Below are 15,139 nucleotides of genomic sequence, written 5' to 3'. Positions count from 1 at the left end.
TAACAATCACATCTTCGGCGGCGAACTTCCAACACCGGCAATCACAATCGAATCTAAGAACAACAAGAACGCTTACGGTTGGTGTTCGGTAGACGCAATTTGGAAAGGTGAAGAAGTAGAAGTTCATGAAATCGGAATGGCAAGCGAACACATTAACCGCCCGTTCCTCGAAACCGCTACTACATTGCTTCATGAAATGGTTCACCTTCACAACGCATTGAACGGAATCAAAGACACTTCACGGGGCTACACGTACCACAACAAGCGGTTCAAACAACAATGTGAACTTCACGGAATGGAATACACTGTAATGACAACACCGTGTGAAAAGAACGGGTGGAACAAACCGAACTTGACGGATCACACAAAGGAATTAATTGCGGCACTTCAAATTGATGAATCAGCTTTCACAATTGCCCGGACAGACTTCACGGGAATGAAAGCACAAAAGAAAAAGACAACGTGGAAATGGGAATGTGGGTGCGGTCAAATCGTTCGTTCGACTAAACCGGAAGTGAATATTGTATGCGGCGATTGCGGCACACACTTTGAGAACGTGGGGTAAATCCTCACGTTTTTTGTTGCTATATAATTCGTATTACTGTAATATGTATTTAAACGAACAGAAAAGGGGGTACATTGCTTTGGAAAGTACATTTAGGGCATTGGTATGTAAGGTAGGAGAAACGCCGTATGCGGACAATATGACGTTTGAGAAGGCAAAGGAATTAATGAACGGGGCTTATATTGAAACCGCACCGATTTTCTATGACCGCCGGGATCTTTTGGTTCTTTGTGACGAAGAGGGGAAACTGAAAGAGTTGTCGCCCAACTTCGCTATACAGGGTGATTACATCGCCGGTAATTGCGTGATTACAAAAACAGAAGGCGGCGAATTTGTGGATCTATCCGACGATGAATTAACCGGGCTAATTGGTTACGTTCTCGCACACAAGGTTTCTAAATAACGAAGAGTAGGGGCAGTTACGCCCCTGCTTTTTTATTTATTTATCACAAGTTAGTGAGTTATTAACCACAAGTTATGTGGTCTATCTACCACAAGATTTGGGGTGTAACAATAACCATATAACAATAACCATATAACTATATCTATTAAATAATAGAGAAGCATTAACAATCACAAGATATGTGAACAATAATTATAGGGCTTTAAGGTATGAATCCCCTTTACTCTTCTTCATACGTTCTATGTGGTTATTGTAATTCACTTCAAACTTATCAACCGCCGCACGGCGACGGGCTTCATAAATTTGTGTGTCGTATTCGGTATTGTCGATATACGCTAGGCGTTGATGAAATGCAATAAGATCTAATATGTCGAACGTCGCACTATACGTAGGAGAATCAATCTTGTCATACGTCAATAGTTCCGCTAAATAGTCTTTCATCATTTCTTCTAAAGGTTCATAACGTGCTTCAATTAGCGGCAACTTATGATAGACACGGAAGAAATCATAAAATTCTTCGTACAACAGTATTGTAATTTCATCATTTTTAATTGGCACAAGTGGGATAGCAGTTCCCGGAATGTCATTCAACCACTTCCGGGCAACCATTGCTTTGTGAAAAACTTGTTCGTCCGTATGAAACTTAGCTTTGTTCATTTGGAATTACCCCTTTCAACATATCCATAAAGACGGCGTTAGATTTTTCAACCACGGCTTCATAACTACCGTGTTCCGAAGTCTTATCTTTTAACCATTGTTCAACTTGAATTTCAATATCAAGAATGTTCTTGCTTGTTGTCGATAGGGTGACGCCTGTATCTTGTTCAAAGTATGCGGCAACGTCTACATATTCGGTTTGCAACTTCTTAGATAGTTCTTCATACGTCTTGTGTGCTTCCCTGTCAGCTTCTACGGCTTTTGTGATACCGAACTCTACGTTTCCGCCTTCGGGCTTCTTAGGGGCGTTTTTGTACGTCTTAGACGCATTACCGTTTAGGGCATTACGGAAAATAGTGTTAGCGTAAGCATATAACTTAGAATCGTCGGTACACTTATCATTGATTACTTGAATCTTATCAATAATCACGCCTTCCGGTAACTGTTTTAACTGTTTATTAACAATCGGACGTAGTACCTTTTGACGTTCTTCTGAAACAAGTGTAAGTGCGGCTTCTACTTCGTCACTAAACAGGATCGGTTTTTCATTTGGAACGGGCTTTGGTGCTTCGTTCTTTTTAGCTTTTGATTTTCCCGACACAACATCTTTAAACATTTGAACAATGTTTACTTTCTTTCCTGCCCGAACGTCTTCTACGAAACGCCCCAACAAGTTTAAAAGCGGTGCAACATTGTATGTATTCTTACGCTTGTCTAAACCTTCGTATTTACCTTTTTCGTTGATGAACAAACCACATTTTACAATATCGCTTACCGCTTGTGTTACGGCACGTTTCGAAACTTCGAACTTTTCAGCGAGTAGTTCATGTGAAGGGTACGGGTTTTTTTCATCATGCTTGTACGTGAGAATGTCAAAAGCTAAAGTGATCCGTTCCATTGACAAAATGTTTGCGTCTGAAAGCTTACGCATGAACAAAAACACCTCATTCGGTAATTGAATGAAGTTCTTTCCGCTTGTTAGTACCTCTATGTCGTCATAAATAAGGTTGATAGTTTGCACGATAAATTCCCCTTTGTGTTTGTATTTTAGTGTGCCGGAAGACCTTTATATATTGGTCTGAAAAACTTGTAAGAACCCTTTGTAGAACGCCTATTACTTAGAAAAGGATTATCTAATAATAGATTTTACGGTAATCCGTATAAAAAGTAAAGCGAAAAAAGGGGGTAGTTTCCGGTTGGATAAGGTTGTACGTCTTACGCCTACCGTAAAAGGTAAAAGCATTGAAGAATTGAATAGCGAAAAAGTGCGACTTCAAGCCGTGTTAAAAGACGTGCTTTTAAAAATGCGAAGCGGCGAAGAGGTAGACGAGTTTTTAATCGAAACCCTTCCCGAATTAAAAGAACGCTTAGAATACTTAACACGGGTTACAAGATCACATGAAGACACTTTGTTTTTCATGTACGAATATTTTTCAGATGAACGAAACCCGGAAAATGAAGGCAACATTATTCCGGCAGGGGTAACAATTGATGACGCCCCGGACTTTCACCACACATTAGCAAACCATTTGAACGTGCTTTCAAACGATGAAATCACGAAGCGGCTTGCGTGGTCTGTTCCACGGGGTCACGCTAAATCAGCGTATCTATCAAATATGTTCCCGGTTCATCAGTTAGTCTTCGGTTTGCGACGATACATCATCATTGTATCAGAAACACTATCAATGTCACGGAAGTTTTTGGAATGGGTAAATGACCAACTGAAATTTAACCAAAAATTACGGGCGGACTTTGGGGAATTAGTCGGAAACGTCGCACACAAAGATTTAAAAGATAATGCAGATTCATTCGAAACCGTAAACGGTTGTTTTGTACAAGCGTCCTCTATCGGGGGTCAATTGCGAGGCAGTAGGTACAAATCATTTCGCCCCGATTTGGTCATTCTCGATGACCTAGAATCTTCCAAAAATACCAACACTTTGGAATTAAGAACTAAAAACGAAGAGTGGTTTAACAAAGTTGTTATGCCTATGGGTGATGTACAACGAACCGCCTTTGTTTACATGGGAACGTTGGTTCATGCTACGGGCTTGCTTCCGTCGGTATTGAAACGGGCGGACTTCGACGGGAAAATGTTTTCTGCAATTGTCGAAGAACCGGAACGGCAGGATTTGTGGAATGAGTACGAAGAGATTTACCGCAATCAAGATAATGAGAATCGTTTAGAAGACGCTATCCGCTTCTATGAAGACAATAAAGAAGAAATGGATAGAGGGGCAAAAACACTTTGGAATGATCGCTTCCCTTATTACAAATTGATGATGGAAAAAGTCAATATCGGTTCACGGGCGTTCGGTAGTGAGTTCTTGAATAAACCGATTGACGACGAAACGGCGGTATTCAAAAGTTCATACTTCCTTTGGTACGACGATAAAGATTTATTTGACGCTAACGGCAGATTCCTTCCGCTTGATGTATTCGGCTTTTGGGATATTGCGGTAGGTAAGAACGCAAACAGTGACTATAACGCAATCGTGACGCTTGGGCGTGATAGACGTACCGGCGTTATTTATGTTTTGGACGCATGGGCGAAGAAGTGTCCTATGCACGAAGCATTACGAGTAGCGGAACAAAAGGTGCTTGAGTATGAACATAAGATCTTCGGTGTCGAAACCGTACAAGCACAGTACGATATGTTCCGGCAGTTGAAAGAAAACGCCACGAAGAAAGGATTCTACAAGACACGCTTTAAGGCGGTCAATCCACGGGGCAAGAAAGAAGAACGAATCATGCAGTTAGAACCATTGTTTGAGAATGGAACAATTCGCATGAAGCAAAATCAGCGTTTGTTGACGGAACAATTACAACAGTTCTTGAACCACGACAACGACGACTTGCCGGACGCTTTAGCGTCTTGCGTTGACTTGATGGGGGCTAACCGCCGCCGGACATATTACAGAAAACCTTCGGGGCTTTAAGCTTCGGGGGTTTTATTTTTGAATAATGAGATTCAAGGGGGAACAGATTAATGACTTATTTTGCACGGGGCGAATATTTTCCGCCGGTGGAACATGAAAGCCGTATCACTCGATACAAAGAAAACAAAAAACTATTTATGGGGAATCATTGGGATATTTTCAGACAACACGATAAGACGTTGACGCATGAACAAAAGAATATGCTTTATGTATCAGTCAACTTCCCTTCGTTGATTGCAAAGAAATCAGCAGATTTTCTTTTCGGAGAAGACGCTTCTTATAGTGCCGGTAAGGGTGACAACTCAACGGAACAAGAACGTATGGACGAATGGGCGGAGAAGAACGACTTATCTATTGTGAACTACGAAATGGCGTTGTCTAACGCATATCGTGGCGACGCTTTCTATAAAGTTCGATACGGACAGGAACACGGCGGCGACTTACCAAAAGAGTTTGATCCGTACCGTGTCATCATCGAACGACAGAACGCAGAATATGTTTTCCCGGAAACGGCAGTAGGCGACGCAAACAAGATTGTTGCTTATCATATCGCCGTACCACATCAACCGGATAAATCTAAAGAACTTTGGGATTTGATTGTCGAATCACATTACGCCGGTTACATCGAATATTCTAAGTTTGAAATGCGTCCTATTAACTACAATATGGACGGGGAAGTAGTTAGCTTTAAGATTACGGCAGAATACCCGGAAGAACGTTACTCGGTCAATACGGGCGTTCCTATGCCGCTTGTCGTACACGTACCGAACTATTCCGTAGATGACGCTTGGGAAGGTATCGACGACATTACAGAATTGCGTCCACTTCTCGATGAAATCAATAACCGATTGTCGCAGATCGCTTCGATTCTCGATAAACATAGTGACCCGGCACTAGCCGTTCCGTATGGCAGTCTTCAAGAAGACGTTGACGGAAACCCTACGTTCCGTGTTGGTATGGATAAAGTATTTGAAGTGAACGGTAAAGACGACGTAATCCCGGAATATATCACATGGGACGGGAAACTTTCAGACGCATTTATGGAACTTGATAAGTTGGTGCAATACATTCTTGTTGTAGCGGAAGTGCCGGAAGTTGCTATCGGTAAAGGTGATTCGGGTACGTCGGGAAGTTCGGGGCTTGCTATTAAGTGGCGTATGAATAGTTTGTTGGCAAAGGTAAACCGGAAGCGGCAGTATTTCAACAAAGGTTTGAAGTCAGTATTTATGCTTGCACAAATGCTTGAAAAGGCAGTAGGAAAAGCAGATTACGAATACTTCACACCGGTTATCAAGTTCCGTGACGGATTGCCAAAAGATGAAATGGAACAAGCTAACATTGTTGCAACTCGTACAGGCGGTGCGGTTACTATGTCGCAGAAAGCCGGGTTGATGTATCTTGACGGTCTTACGGAAGAACAGGCAGAAGCAGAACTTGAACGAATCAAAGAAGAACAAGAATCTTCTATGTCGTCATTCGCTTCACCGTCGATCTTCAATGAGGAAGAGGAAGTCGAGGAAACCACGGACGAAGTGGTAGAGGAAGTCGAAGAATAAGGGGGCTTTTAAATGTCAGTCAGAAAAGTTCCCGAACCTAAGTATGATAAAGACGTGAAAAAAATCACGTCTTATTATGCTAAGGCAAGGGATTTAATTATCGTTGAACTATTGAAGCACGTCGAAACCGGAAGCGACGCTATTAAGATTAATCAACAAGCTTCGTTACTTCGACAAGTGGACGTGATTCTACGTGATTTGAATGTTACGGTTCAACAAACAATTGAAGAGGGCATTTTACAAAGCTATCAAGAAGGACAAGCGGCACTTGCTTATTCCGTGGGGGATTTTAAAACCATTTCGGAAGCGGCGGAAGGTGTCGCCTTTTCTTTGTTAGCAAAAGAAGCGGTTGACGCAATCATTGCAGATACCTTCGATGACCTTCTTTCCGCTACGAATCTAACGTCACGGCGAATCAAACGGATCGTGCGGCAAACAGTCGCAGAAAAAATGCGGCTAGATATGGCACGGCAAAACGGACTAGCCGTTATGAAATCGAACATTGCGGAAGAACTTACGAAGAAGGGCTTTTCTAAGACGGTGAAAGAAGAAGGTTTCGTAGGAATTGTTGACCGCAAAGGGCGTAAGTGGGAATTAAACCGCTACGTAGAATTGGTTGTTCGGACGAAATACAAACACGCACGTTTTGAAGGAATCCGAAACGAAGCGGCAGAACGTGGGGTTGATTTAGCAGTAATCAGTTCACACGGTGCAAAGGACGCTTGTAGCCGCTACGAAGGAATGATTATCAGTATGAACGGGGCAACGAATGGTTATCCTACATTGTCGGAACTACGTAAAGGTAACGCAATCTTCCACCCGAACTGTAAACACACAATCTACCCGATTCGTGATACATCGCTTCTAAGTGATGAAGAAAGAGAAGTTTCACGTAAATTGACAGAAAATTATAACAATTCGTAAGTTTTACTTGTATAAAGGTTGGTCAGTGGGGCTAATACGTAGAAACAAGTTATGCCGCTATTATCGGTGTAACTTGCTTTACTTAATAACCTATCGTGGCGTTGCACGTAAAAAACGAAGTAGGGAAGGGGAAAATATTTATGTCAGTTAAGAATCGTTTACCACTTGAATTGAACTTGCAGTATTTCGCAGAATCATCTAACCCGGAAGGCGGCGACGGCGGCACGGACGGCGGTAGCAAAGAAACACCAAAACAGGAATCAAAAGAAAACATGATCCCTAAATCACGTTTCGATGAAGTGAATACGAAGTACAAGGAAATGGAATCACAACTTTCACAAATCATGAAAGAACGTGAAGAACAAGAACAAGCACGAATTGCTAAAGAGAAAGAGGAAGCAGAAAAGCGTGGAGAGTATGAAAAGCTTTATCATGAAAAAGCTAAAGAAGCGGAATCACTTCTTGCATATCAAGAACGTGCAACAGAACTTGAAACGTTGATTAACTCAATGGTCGAATCGAAGCTTTCAACTATCCCGGAAGATTATCACGATCTTATTCCGTCGAACTTAACGCCGGAAGCAAAACTTGATTGGATTTCTAAAGCGGAAGCAAAAGGGATTCTTAAAGCGAAAACGGACGAAGTAGAAATCGGAAAACGAACGAATCCTAAATCAGATTCGAAGCGTGACACATCTACTATGTCAGCTATGGAAAAACTTTTGATGGGCTACGGTCGAAAATAACAAACATTTTAGCGAATAGCACTTACCGGAAACGGTGGGTGCTTTTTTAATTACAAAAATTTATTGAAGAGGTGGAAACATAATGGCTTTAACATTGGCACAAGCCCGTTTGTATAGCGAAGATACGCTTCAAGCAGGTGTTATTGAAACAATCGCCCGTGAATCGGCGGTAATGGAAATGCTTCCGTTTATGGAAGTGTCGGGTAACTCATACAAGTACAATCTTGAAACAGCACTTCCAACAGTTGCGTTCCGTGATGTAAATGAAGGGTACACGGCTAACGAAGGTACTATCGAACAACGTGTCGAAGGACTCGTAATTCTCGGTGGTGACGTAGACGTTGACCGCTTCGTAGTTCAAACGAAAGGTGACGTAAACAACATTCGTGCTATTCAAACAGAAATGAAAGCGAAGGCAGTTGCTAACACGTACACACAAGGTTTCTTCAAAGGTGATTCGGCTACGGATTCTAAATCGTTTGACGGTTTGGACGTTCGTCTTGCAGGAACAGAACAAGAAATCAAGTTTACAGAAGGCGACAAGCTTATCGACAAGCTTCATGAATTACTTGACGCAGTTATCGGCGGTGCGGACGTTATGTTCATGTCTAAGAAAGTTCGTCGTGAACTTCAAAAGGCACTTGAAGGACAAACGCACTATATTCAAGTTGGTAAAGATGAATTTGGTCGTACAGTAGAAATGTTCGGTGACGTTCAAATCCGTACTGTATCAGAACTTGTTCTTCCACAAGGCGACATTTACGCAGTTAAGTTCGGTGCTATGCAATACGTTGCAGGACTTACAAACGGCGGCGTGAACGTTCGTGACTTGGGCGAACTTGATACACTTCCGGTCTTCCGTACTCGTATTGAGTTCTATTGCGGTCTTGCAATGTTCAATCCGAAAGCGGCGGCACGTCTTACGGACGTACTCGCACCGGCGGCGGCAGTCTAATTAAATAAAGGTGATTAACGGGGTATGGGATTAGTTTCCCGTACCCCACTTTTTTTGTATCTAAAAACACAATGGGGGTAATTTCATGTACACAGTAAAGACAAAAGGACGAGGATTCGCAGGAACACGGGCAGGGGTTAAATTCTCAATGGGCGTAGGTAAATTTGAGGACGAAGCATTAGTCGAAGTGTTCGAACGTTTGGGCTACACGGTGGAGAAACCTAAAGTTGAAAAAGAAGTTTCAAAAGAGGAAGCACCTAAGAAGCAGACGACACGAAAACGTAAACCGGCGGCTACAAAAGACAAAGAATAAGAGGTGATGAACGGTGCTTGAACAAGTAAGAACATTCATCAACGCTAACATTCTATTTTCTGATTTGTGGGATTCAGCAGACGAAGCAAAGAAGCAGAAGGCAGTCAATAACGCTTTGATCCGTTTATTGAATTACTACGGTCAATATGATGAAGATACAATCCCGGCAGAAGCGGTGGCGTATCAAGCGTTGTGGTTATTACAAATTGACGATTCTTTCCGACGTGCGGAACAGGGCGTAACGTCAATCAGTGTTAGCGGCACTTCGATTTCCCTTTCACAAATTGACCGTTCGATTGCACCGGACGTTATCAGATTGTTAGGGCGGCGAATCGGTCGCTATGATTTGAAGGTTTCGGACACATACCGACACCGGACAAATCCGAAATACGCTAAGAGAGGGTTTTAATTATGTCTTTGGGGTTTTTACCTTTGAATCAAACGGTTATTGTGCGGCGTTCCGAACTTGACGAATGGGGAACGGTAAACCCCAACGGGCAAGATACATTCTATCGTGTCCGTGTCGATTACGACATTGAAGAAAAGAAAATTGCGGCAAGCCGTGGTGATGAACTTGTTTATACGGGGGCGGTCATCTTCTTAGGTAACGTTCCGATTGTACGAGAAGGTGAATCACTTCCGCCGGATATTCTCGAAGTTGACGGTAGAGAGTATAAGGCAAAGAAAATTGAATACTTACGAGATCTAGGCGGAACTATTATTCATACAAGGGTGTTGTTCTAATGGGGGTTAGATTTGACATAAAGATGAAAGTTGATAACACCGCTAAAATCACACGTAAGGTTCAAAGTAATTCAGAACGTGCAATGAACGATATTGTAGACAATTTGGTTAAGGCGTCTTCCGGGGCTACACCGATTGACAAAGGTATCTTGCAGGATTCGTGGGCAAAAAAAGTCACCGCTTCCGGCAACAAAGTTAGCGGTCAAGTTTCATATGCGGCTTTGGCTAAGAATGGATTCAACTATGCGTTAAAAATGCACGAAGGTTTCTATAACTTAGGTGAAGGAAGTCAAGCTAAATCGGGCGGTAAAGGAATGTCGGGGCGTGTCTATCCGGTAGGACGCCGCTTCCTTGCCGGTACTTTTGAGGGCGAACAGGCGACTTATAAGAATCATATGAGTAAAGAAATCAAAAATGCTATCAAAAGTGCGACGAATTAACGTTTTCCGGTAGTAGATAGGGGGCTTAGTATGCTTAGTATCATAGAATTAACACGCTATTTAAAACAAGGCGTTTCCGGTATTTTCTATCCGAACAACTTTCCGGCGTCAGCAGTTGACGACTGTTCTCACATCGCATATACGGGCGGTACACCAACGGTAGGTGGCGTGGGGAAAATGAACATTCAAGTTCAAACACGTTCGGTAGAAGTCGGAAAGGCAGAACAACAAGCAATGAAGATCCGTGCCTTCTTAGAGGACACGGGTTTTTATTTGGGTTCGACACAAGTAATCATTGTGAAAACGAACGACATTTTGCCTTTGTATTTAGGCGAAGACGAAAACGGAAGACACATTTTTAGTGTCAATTATCAATTTACAGTGGGGGTATAAATCATGGAAAAAATTTCGGGTGTTTCCGTCTTATTGTCTATTTCAGCAGACGGCGGAACAACTAAAGAAGTTCTCGGTGGTCAAACAGGTGCAACGCTTAACCGTTCTACTAACGAAATCGACGTAACTTCTAAAGATTCGGGCGGTTGGACTGAAAACCTAGCCGGTAATAAATCGTGGTCAGTTGATTGCGACGGATTCTTAGTTCTTGATGACGCCGCTTATGCGTCACTTGAAACGGCGTGGGAAGAAGGCAAACACATTGACGTAGACATTGCTTACAACGGCAAGACATATGAAGGTAAAGCACTTCTTACGGACTTCCCTTCGGAGTTCCCACAAGATGACGCAGTAAGCTTCTCACTTTCATTGTCGGGTAGCGGTGCTTTGAATCGCACACCGGTAGTATAAACTAAACTATTTAAACATTTGGGGGAATTAATACATGGCTAACAAACAACGTGGAGAAGGAAAATTAATGTTGGGCGAAGTTGAACGTACACTACGTTACGACTTAAACGCACTTGCAGAACTTGAAGACGCTTTAGGCGTTCCACTTTCAGAACTTGGAAAGATCGAAATGAAGATTAAAAATGTCCGTTCTATTTTGTGGGCAGGATTGCTTCACGAAGATGAAAGCTTAACTGAAAAAGAAGTAGGTAAGCATATCACAATTGACAATATGGAAGAGGTTCAAAAAGCAATCGGTGAAGCGTTCGGCGGTGTTCCGGCAAAAAACTAAAAGGGCAACCGATAACTTGGAAGGATTTTAAATTTTACGGTTATGGGTTGCTTTCTTTGTTACCGGAACAGTTTTTCAAACTTACGATTGTTGAACTTTTTGATATGGTTGCCGCCTACTATCAACGTAAAGACGAAGAAGGCGACGAACATATGAAGTTCTTAGCGTGGCAAACTTCCCACTTGATGAATAGTACGGGGAACTACAAAAAGAATATTAAACCGAAAGACTTATATTCTTCGGTTGGAGAAGCGGAAGATTCCGAAAGCGTATTTAAACCGGTCGAACGTGACCTAAAAAACAGGACGTTAGCGGAACTTCAATCGCAATTCAAAAAGTAACCGGTAGGGCTTCGGCTTTACCGGTCTTTTTTTGTATCTAAAAAGGGGTGAACAAATGGCAACTTTATCAGAATTAATGGTCAAGCTATCACTTGATATGTCTAACTTCGAAAGTCAGATGAAACAAGTAGGCAAGTCAACGCAGAAGATCAGCGACAAAATGAGTTCCGCAGGACAAGGGCTTACACGGGCGGTTACTGTTCCCGTCGGTATTGCCGGGGGTGCTATTGTAAAGCTTGGTTCTGATTTCGAAGCGTCGCTTTCAAATGTGCAAGCCGTAACCGGGTCAAGTGCAAAGGATATGGAAGCATTAAAAAACATGGCTAAAGATTTAGGTTCAACAACTAAATTCAGTGGTCAAGAAGCGGCAGACGGAATGGCATATTTAGGTATGGCAGGATTCGACACACAACAAATCATGAAAGCAATGCCCGGTATGCTTGACCTTGCCGCCGCCGGTAATTTGGACTTGGCACGAACGGCGGATATTGCTTCGAACATTCTTACGGGATTCGGTCTTAGTGCGGATAAATCCGGTCATGCGGCAGATGTATTGGCATATGCTTCATCAAACGCAAACACGGACGTAACGCAATTAGGCGAAGCAATGAAATACTTAGCACCAACCGCTAAATCTTTGGGTTGGGGTCTTGAAGAATCAACGGCGGCAGTTATGGCATTGTCCGACGCCGGTATTCAAGGTGAACAGGCAGGGGCGGCGTTTGGTACTTCCCTTACACGACTTGCCGCACCGTCGAAACAGGCGGCAGACTTGATGAATGATTTAGGTTTAGAGTTCTTCGACGCAGAAGGGAAGATGAAATCTTTACCGGAAGTTATGAGTGTTCTTGAAACCGGATTAGACGGAATGACGGATAAACAGAAAGCCGCTACATTGTCTACGATCTTCGGGGCAGAAGCTTATAAGTCATGGTCTGTATTGTTGGATAAAGGTTCGGACGCTTTAGGCGAGAACACAACGGCGTTAGAACAGGCAGACGGTAAGGCAAAGGAAATGGCAACTACAATGGGCGACAACTTGCAAGGTAAGTTTAAACAACTTACTTCGGTTATGTCCGGTGTAGCTTACGACATTTACGACTTACTTCTTCCGTCACTCACGAAGATTGTTGAAAAAGCAATCGCCGTGGTTCAGTGGTTCGGGGGTCTTGATGATTCCACGAAGAAAGTAATTACGGTTATCGGTCTTTTAGCGGCGGCAATCGGTCCATTATTGGTTGTACTCGCTACGATGGTTTCGGGTCTTGGATTCGCAATCACTCAATTTGGTGTAGTAATCGGAACAGTCGGAAAGGTTATCGGGATCTTCTCGAAACTTAAAACGGCTATGTCACTTACAAAGGTACTTCCGCTTATTATGTCACCGGCAGGATTGATTATCGCCGGGCTTACGGCACTTATTGCGGTAGGCGTCCTTGTTTGGAAAAATTGGGATACTATCAAGGCGTATGCAATTAAAATTTGGGGGGCAATTTCAGAATGGTTTTCTACGACGCTTGAATCATTGACCACGTTCTTTTCTAATGCGTGGACTACGATTTCCGATACAACATCTTCTGTTCTATCGTCGGTCGCTAAGTTCTTTTCTGATTCGTGGACTTCGATTTCTAACGCTACGACAAAAGCATTTAATGCGGTGAAAGATTTCCTTGTCAAATGGGGTTCTAAACTTATCAGCTTCTTCCCACTAGGAAAACTAGTATTATTCTTCATTAAGAATTGGGAAGAAATTAAAAAGTTCTTAGACATTACTATGCGTATGATTAAGGCACTTATGCAGGTTGCATGGAACTTCATTACTGATAAGATTATCACACCTATTACTAATGCAATTAGTAATGTAATTACTAAAACATGGACTTCGATTAAAGATAAAACATCTTCAATCTTCAATGCGGTATCTTCCGTGGTGTCTTCAATTTGGACTTCCGTGTATAACAAGATTTCTTCAATCGTAAGCAAAGTGTATACATGGGTTAAGTCAAAATTTGACGCCGTGAAGACGGCAACGCAAAACGCCTTCAATTCGGCACGAGATTTGGCAACTTCCGCCTTCACTACGTTGTGGTCTAAGGTGACTTCTACGGCAGGAAAAATTTATTCAACACTTCGGGATAAATTCAATTCTGCTAAGAAGGCAATCACAGATCCGATTGAAGACGCAAAGGACACTGTAGTTGGAATCGTAGAGAAAATTAAAGGTGCTTTCTCACGAATGAAGATTACGATTCCGAAACCTAAGATTCCGAAAATCACCGTTTCGGAAGGTTCGAAGAAGGTTGCCGGTGTATCAATCCCGTTCCCGAAAATCGGCGTACAGTGGAACGCTAAGGGTGGTATCTTTAACGGTGCTTCTATCTTGGGCGGCGGTCAAGGCGTCGGGGAAGCCGGTGCGGAAGCCGTTCTTCCGATTCAACATAAACGTTACATGAAGCCGTTCAGTAACGCAGTAGCAAGTCATCTTGCGAAGGTTGATGACGGAAGCGGAGAAGGTGGCGTCACAAACCATATCGAGGTTTCCCAACTAGTAGTGAGAGAGGAAGCGGACGTTAAACGTATCGCACAAGAACTTTACGACTTACAACGTCGTGGAAATCGAGGGAAAGGACGTGGCTAATAAGTGATTACGCTTAATGGCGTTCGTTCCGATAGTTTTAATGGCTTGATTGTGAGGGAAGTAATCGAACGGGTTCTTCCCCCGGTCAACCAAAAGGCATTTAAAACAAATGGAATGGACGGTTTACGAGATTTCGGGTATACACTCGAAGCAAAGGAAATTACAGTTCAATTCGGGATTCATTACCCGTCACTAACAGAAGGTAAAAGTATGGTACGTGAAATAAGCGGTTGGTTATTCAATGAAGATCTTGTTCCGCTTGTCATGGACTATGAACCGGACATTGAATACATGGTTCGTGTTGTAGACGCCGGGCAGTTGTCGGGCGAACATCATTATGAAGAGTTTGAAGTAACATTCAACATTCCTTCCGGGCTTGGTACATCTATTTCGCCGCATGATTCATTGTTGAAGGTGGGTTCTAATAACATTCAAGTATTAGGAACTTATAAGACATATCCTATTTACACTTTTAATGTAAATACTAATGTATCTTCATTAGAGGTTAGTAATGGAGAATCTAAGGTAAAAGTTGTCGATAACTTCGTTATCGGTGATGAAGTCATTATTGATTGTGAGTTAGGGAAAGTAACGGTGAATGGTTCGGTTGTTCCGATTACAACTCTTACTTCCGACTTCTTCCCACTCAAACCGGGATCGAATACGTTGACGGTTACGGGCGGACAGGCAACTGTTTCACATCATAGTAAATGGCTTTAATTGAATAATGATTTTCAAGCACTCTACTTTAACCGGTAGGGTGCTTTTTTCTTGTATAGAAAG

General features: G+C 42.6%; 19 protein-coding genes. 17 read left to right on the top strand and 2 right to left on the bottom strand.

The features are described 5' to 3' along the window. The coding region (locus tag KNO87_RS14530) for a hypothetical protein (protein ID WP_214814838.1) at window positions 1-565 on the top strand (565 nt) is incomplete at its 5' end. A 79-nt stretch (window positions 566-644) separates the two neighbouring features. Beyond that, complete coding sequence (locus KNO87_RS14525; protein WP_214796599.1) at window positions 645-968, top strand: DUF3846 domain-containing protein; 324 nt, start codon at window positions 645-647, stop codon at window positions 966-968. A 192-nt stretch (window positions 969-1,160) separates the two neighbouring features. On the opposite strand, the gene KNO87_RS14520 is transcribed toward KNO87_RS14525, so the two are convergent. Beyond that, the gene (locus KNO87_RS14520; protein ID WP_214796597.1) at window positions 1,161-1,625 is read right to left on the bottom strand and encodes a hypothetical protein; all 465 of its coding nucleotides are present in this window, start codon (window positions 1,623-1,625) and stop codon (window positions 1,161-1,163) included. After that, on the bottom strand, window positions 1,612-2,646 hold the full coding sequence (locus KNO87_RS14515; protein ID WP_214796595.1) for a hypothetical protein: 1,035 nt from the start codon (window positions 2,644-2,646) through the stop codon (window positions 1,612-1,614). The genes KNO87_RS14520 and KNO87_RS14515 overlap by 14 nt, the downstream gene beginning before the upstream one ends. 175 nt (window positions 2,647-2,821) lie before the next feature. On the opposite strand from KNO87_RS14515, the gene terL reads away from it, so the two are divergent. From terL to KNO87_RS14440, 15 genes are all read left to right on the top strand, one after another. Continuing rightward, window positions 2,822-4,564, top strand: coding sequence for a phage terminase large subunit (gene terL, locus KNO87_RS14510; protein WP_214796593.1), 1,743 nt, complete (start codon window positions 2,822-2,824; stop codon window positions 4,562-4,564). Window positions 4,565-4,614: 50 nt separating this feature from the next. Next, window positions 4,615-6,120, top strand: a complete 1,506-nt coding sequence (locus KNO87_RS14505) for a phage portal protein (RefSeq protein WP_214796592.1) — start codon at window positions 4,615-4,617, stop codon at window positions 6,118-6,120. A 12-nt stretch (window positions 6,121-6,132) separates the two neighbouring features. Further along, on the top strand, window positions 6,133-7,044 hold the full coding sequence (locus tag KNO87_RS14500; RefSeq protein ID WP_214796590.1) for a phage minor capsid protein: 912 nt from the start codon (window positions 6,133-6,135) through the stop codon (window positions 7,042-7,044). A 140-nt stretch (window positions 7,045-7,184) separates the two neighbouring features. Further along, window positions 7,185-7,790, top strand: a complete 606-nt coding sequence (locus KNO87_RS14495) for a hypothetical protein (protein WP_214796588.1) — start codon at window positions 7,185-7,187, stop codon at window positions 7,788-7,790. An 82-nt stretch (window positions 7,791-7,872) separates the two neighbouring features. Further along, window positions 7,873-8,745, top strand: coding sequence for a major capsid protein (locus KNO87_RS14490; RefSeq protein ID WP_214796585.1), 873 nt, complete (start codon window positions 7,873-7,875; stop codon window positions 8,743-8,745). Window positions 8,746-8,830: 85 nt separating this feature from the next. Continuing rightward, on the top strand, window positions 8,831-9,058 hold the full coding sequence (locus tag KNO87_RS14485) for a hypothetical protein (protein ID WP_214796583.1): 228 nt from the start codon (window positions 8,831-8,833) through the stop codon (window positions 9,056-9,058). A 13-nt stretch (window positions 9,059-9,071) separates the two neighbouring features. Beyond that, window positions 9,072-9,467: a hypothetical protein gene (locus KNO87_RS14480; RefSeq protein WP_214796581.1), complete on the top strand. Its 396-nt coding sequence runs from the start codon at window positions 9,072-9,074 to the stop codon at window positions 9,465-9,467. Between the two features lie 2 nt (window positions 9,468-9,469). Beyond that, window positions 9,470-9,802 carry a hypothetical protein gene (locus KNO87_RS14475; protein ID WP_214796579.1) on the top strand — a complete coding sequence of 111 codons (333 nt, stop codon included), beginning with the start codon at window positions 9,470-9,472 and terminating at the stop codon, window positions 9,800-9,802. Continuing rightward, window positions 9,802-10,242, top strand: a complete 441-nt coding sequence (locus KNO87_RS14470) for a hypothetical protein (protein WP_214796577.1) — start codon at window positions 9,802-9,804, stop codon at window positions 10,240-10,242. Before KNO87_RS14475 ends, KNO87_RS14470 begins: the two co-directional genes overlap by 1 nt. Window positions 10,243-10,272: 30 nt before the next feature. Beyond that, window positions 10,273-10,635, top strand: coding sequence for a minor capsid protein (locus KNO87_RS14465; protein ID WP_214796576.1), 363 nt, complete (start codon window positions 10,273-10,275; stop codon window positions 10,633-10,635). 3 nt (window positions 10,636-10,638) lie between these two features. Next, a complete protein-coding gene (locus KNO87_RS14460; protein ID WP_214796574.1) occupies window positions 10,639-11,046 on the top strand; it encodes a phage tail tube protein in 408 nt (135 codons plus the stop codon). Window positions 11,047-11,080: 34 nt separating this feature from the next. Beyond that, window positions 11,081-11,377 carry a GTA-gp10 family protein gene (locus KNO87_RS14455; protein ID WP_214796572.1) on the top strand — a complete coding sequence of 99 codons (297 nt, stop codon included), beginning with the start codon at window positions 11,081-11,083 and terminating at the stop codon, window positions 11,375-11,377. 56 nt (window positions 11,378-11,433) lie between these two features. Continuing rightward, on the top strand, window positions 11,434-11,718 hold the full coding sequence (locus KNO87_RS14450; RefSeq protein WP_214796570.1) for a hypothetical protein: 285 nt from the start codon (window positions 11,434-11,436) through the stop codon (window positions 11,716-11,718). A 55-nt stretch (window positions 11,719-11,773) separates the two neighbouring features. Then, window positions 11,774-14,356 carry a phage tail tape measure protein gene (locus KNO87_RS14445; RefSeq protein WP_214796568.1) on the top strand — a complete coding sequence of 861 codons (2,583 nt, stop codon included), beginning with the start codon at window positions 11,774-11,776 and terminating at the stop codon, window positions 14,354-14,356. Between the two features lie 3 nt (window positions 14,357-14,359). Beyond that, window positions 14,360-15,076 carry a distal tail protein Dit gene (locus tag KNO87_RS14440; RefSeq protein ID WP_214796566.1) on the top strand — a complete coding sequence of 239 codons (717 nt, stop codon included), beginning with the start codon at window positions 14,360-14,362 and terminating at the stop codon, window positions 15,074-15,076. Window positions 15,077-15,139: the final 63 nt, after the last annotated feature.

The organism is Exiguobacterium sp. s34, from assembly GCF_018617435.1.
Lineage (GTDB): Bacteria > Bacillota > Bacilli > Exiguobacteriales > Exiguobacteriaceae > Exiguobacterium > Exiguobacterium aestuarii.
The sequence above is the reverse complement of the archived record's forward strand: the minus strand, read 5'-3'. Positions and strand labels throughout refer to the sequence as shown.

Bases quoted from the DNA above. Each gene is read 5' to 3' on its own strand.
- KNO87_RS14505 (WP_214796592.1), top strand. From the start codon at position 4,615: ATGACTTATTTTGCACGGGGCGAATATTTTCCGCCGGTGGAACATGAA.
- KNO87_RS14500 (WP_214796590.1), top strand. From the start codon at position 6,133: ATGTCAGTCAGAAAAGTTCCCGAACCTAAGTATGATAAAGACGTGAAA.
- KNO87_RS14520 (WP_214796597.1), bottom strand. From the start codon at position 1,625: ATGAACAAAGCTAAGTTTCATACGGACGAACAAGTTTTTCACAAAGCA.
- KNO87_RS14475 (WP_214796579.1), top strand. From the start codon at position 9,470: ATGTCTTTGGGGTTTTTACCTTTGAATCAAACGGTTATTGTGCGGCGT.
- KNO87_RS14495 (WP_214796588.1), top strand. From the start codon at position 7,185: ATGTCAGTTAAGAATCGTTTACCACTTGAATTGAACTTGCAGTATTTC.
- KNO87_RS14470 (WP_214796577.1), top strand. From the start codon at position 9,802: ATGGGGGTTAGATTTGACATAAAGATGAAAGTTGATAACACCGCTAAA.
- KNO87_RS14490 (WP_214796585.1), top strand. From the start codon at position 7,873: ATGGCTTTAACATTGGCACAAGCCCGTTTGTATAGCGAAGATACGCTT.
- KNO87_RS14485 (WP_214796583.1), top strand. From the start codon at position 8,831: ATGTACACAGTAAAGACAAAAGGACGAGGATTCGCAGGAACACGGGCA.
- KNO87_RS14445 (WP_214796568.1), top strand. From the start codon at position 11,774: ATGGCAACTTTATCAGAATTAATGGTCAAGCTATCACTTGATATGTCT.
- KNO87_RS14455 (WP_214796572.1), top strand. From the start codon at position 11,081: ATGGCTAACAAACAACGTGGAGAAGGAAAATTAATGTTGGGCGAAGTT.
- KNO87_RS14460 (WP_214796574.1), top strand. From the start codon at position 10,639: ATGGAAAAAATTTCGGGTGTTTCCGTCTTATTGTCTATTTCAGCAGAC.
- KNO87_RS14465 (WP_214796576.1), top strand. From the start codon at position 10,273: ATGCTTAGTATCATAGAATTAACACGCTATTTAAAACAAGGCGTTTCC.